Below are 2,501 nucleotides of genomic sequence, written 5' to 3' on the forward strand. Positions count from 1 at the left end.
CTAAAAATCTATAATCAGGAAATCAACAAAAGAAGAATAGCAATTGAGCATGTATTTGGTCGCTTAAAAACCTTCAAAATTCTTGCTGAGCGATATCGCAATCGAGGCAAAAGACTGGGATTAAGATTCAATTTAATTGCTGGAATTTATAACTTCTAGCTGAGTAAAAAATGACTTATGAAAGAGGTCTAATTTTTCTAGTTAAATTATAAGAAAATAATTTATATGTAAAAATATTATTTAAAGATTGCATGGTCACTTTACATATAAAGTTAAAAAAATCAAACTGTGCTTCAGGTGAATTTAAACGAAAAAGCCAATCCGAAGATCGACTTTTCAAATAAGGATGGGTAAATTACAACTTTAGATCAAGAAAAAAATGCCTGAAATCACAGCAATCACCGCACAGATCAATATAATTACTTTAATTTTACTCTGTAGATAACTCAGACTTAAACTCACGACCAATGCGGCAAAAGTTAAACTGCCGAGCCAATAACTGATCATGTTGCTGACTGTGCCAGCGAACAGGCATACAATAAGTGGCAGAATCAATATCACCCAGCCAAGAATGTTGGTCAGTCTGGTTTTGGAAGCATCTAACTCTTTAGCAAAAATCTGTTTCTGATGTTTGGACATAGACGCGGCGAGTGTAAAAAAACCCAGTGAAGTCAAAGCCCAAATCAATAAGAAGAACATCATGCCTGATTCTCCTTGAGCATCGCTTTGGATTTTTTCGGCGGCAAGCCTTTATAGTTTTTCACTTTCTTGAACGCAAACCAGAACAGGATTGCAAGCATCCACATCGCCAGATCAAAAGAAGCAATCATCCATTGACCATTCAGGAGGGTATTCCAGATTGCCTGACCGCCAGTCAGGAAATTAATGATTGGCAACAATGCGAATGCCGCAGTTGCAAGCACTAGAAGCTCTAGCCAGGCTTGTCGGTGGCTACGAATCATGGCATACAGCGATGTCAGCAACCAAACGATAAAGAAACTACGAATCTCCCAGTTCAGTCGCATGTCTATATCTGCCGGAATAAAGCGATTGGCATAAAAGTAGGCAGCACAAGCAATCGGTAAACCAATAATGGCAGCGATATTGGTGACTTCCACAAGACGATAGCCAAAGGATTTATAGCCTTGCTTCTGTTGTTGTGGCGCACGCTTTACACACCAAAGAATCAAACCGGTCGCAATCATTAAAGTGCCGACCACACCTGACATAAACAGTAACCAGCGTAGAGCCAGATCCACGCCACGTGCTTCATGCAAGGTAGTGAATACGTTATAGATACCATTTGCAACTGAAGGTGTTTTTAGGGTAGTTCGATCCGCCTTTAACTCGCCTGTCACGCCATTGAAAGTAAGACTCGGATAAATGTTACGATAAGCCACACTCACGCCATTTAAAGCGCGGAGTTCAATTTCGGCTTTGGTAGTATTCGGCTGGATGATACTGATTGTGCCTACCGGATTACTTATCCATTCTTTTTCCGCTGTTGCCATTATCGGTGCCAGATCTGTTAATGGAGCAGGGCGTGTAGATGGAGCTTTACTTTGAGAGTGTCGACCTTCACTACGCTGCCGATACTGCTCACTATTACTAGATTCAGTTTGAGTACTCTTATCCTGAATCAAGCTCTGACGTTGATCCTGCAGAAATGCTCCTCGATTTTCATAAATCTGGTTAATACCCCACGGCATCAAAGGAAAGACCAGCAGTAATAAACCGCTAAAGGTAATCATGATATGAAAGGGCAGAGCAAATACCGCAGTGGCATTATGTGCGTCTAACCAAGAACGCTGACCTTTGCCCGGACGAAAAGTGAAAAAGTCTTTAAATATTTTCTTATGGGTAATTACACCGCTAATGATGGCGACTAGCATGAGTAGAGTAGCAATACCGACAATCCAGCGTGACCAGAGCCGGGGCAAGCCGTACAGCTCAAAATGAAAGCGGTAGAGGAAGGAGCCTCCACGTGTTTCACGGGCCTCCAAAATTTCCCCTGTTGTACTATCAAGAGTAATACGGGTACCGCCACGACGTGCACGAGGATCTTCACCGACACTGCGAATATTCAATGTAGTGGTGGTCTGGCGTGAGTTAGGAAGCTGAATTGCCCAACTGCCAGCATCCGGATGATGCTGTTGGAGATAAGCCAATGCGACACGGGTTTGTTCGATTTGGCTCTTTTGTGGGATTGATTGATGAAATTCCGGTTTCATCCAGAGGCTGATTTCATTCTGGAAAAAACTTAAGGTTCCGGTCAAAAAAATCGCATATAAAAGCCAGCCTAAAATCAGACTAGCCCAGGTATGCAACCATGACATCGACTGGCGTGGACCTTCCTGTCTTGCATCTACTCTCATCTTAATTTCCTAGGAATTTATAGGTGATATAGAGCGGTAATCCCCCCTAAAAATAATAGGATCTAAAAGTAGAATTTTCTCTTAAGATACGAGCAGGAGATTCTGCATGAAAACATCTAAATTTAC

At 41.9% G+C, this 2,501-nt stretch carries 3 protein-coding genes; 1 reads left to right on the forward strand and 2 read right to left on the reverse strand.

The window, feature by feature from the left end:
• Positions 1-159: transposase family protein (locus NI461_RS13835; protein ID WP_290444029.1), on the forward strand; the 159-nt coding region annotated here is incomplete at its 5' end.
• A gap of 204 nt (positions 160-363) precedes the next feature.
• On the opposite strand, the gene NI461_RS13840 is transcribed toward NI461_RS13835, so the two are convergent.
• Both NI461_RS13840 and NI461_RS13845 read right to left on the reverse strand, forming a co-directional pair.
• Entirely contained in the window at positions 364-702 is a 339-nt protein-coding gene (locus NI461_RS13840) for a DUF3325 domain-containing protein (RefSeq protein ID WP_174659094.1), read from the reverse strand.
• On the reverse strand, positions 699-2,375 hold the full coding sequence (locus NI461_RS13845; protein ID WP_253157789.1) for a PepSY domain-containing protein: 1,677 nt from the start codon (positions 2,373-2,375) through the stop codon (positions 699-701). Before NI461_RS13845 ends, NI461_RS13840 begins: the two co-directional genes overlap by 4 nt.
• Positions 2,376-2,501: the final 126 nt, after the last annotated feature.

This window comes from Acinetobacter sp. S4400-12 (assembly GCF_024129495.1).
In the GTDB taxonomy this organism is placed as follows: Bacteria; Pseudomonadota; Gammaproteobacteria; order Pseudomonadales; family Moraxellaceae; genus Acinetobacter; species Acinetobacter lwoffii_C.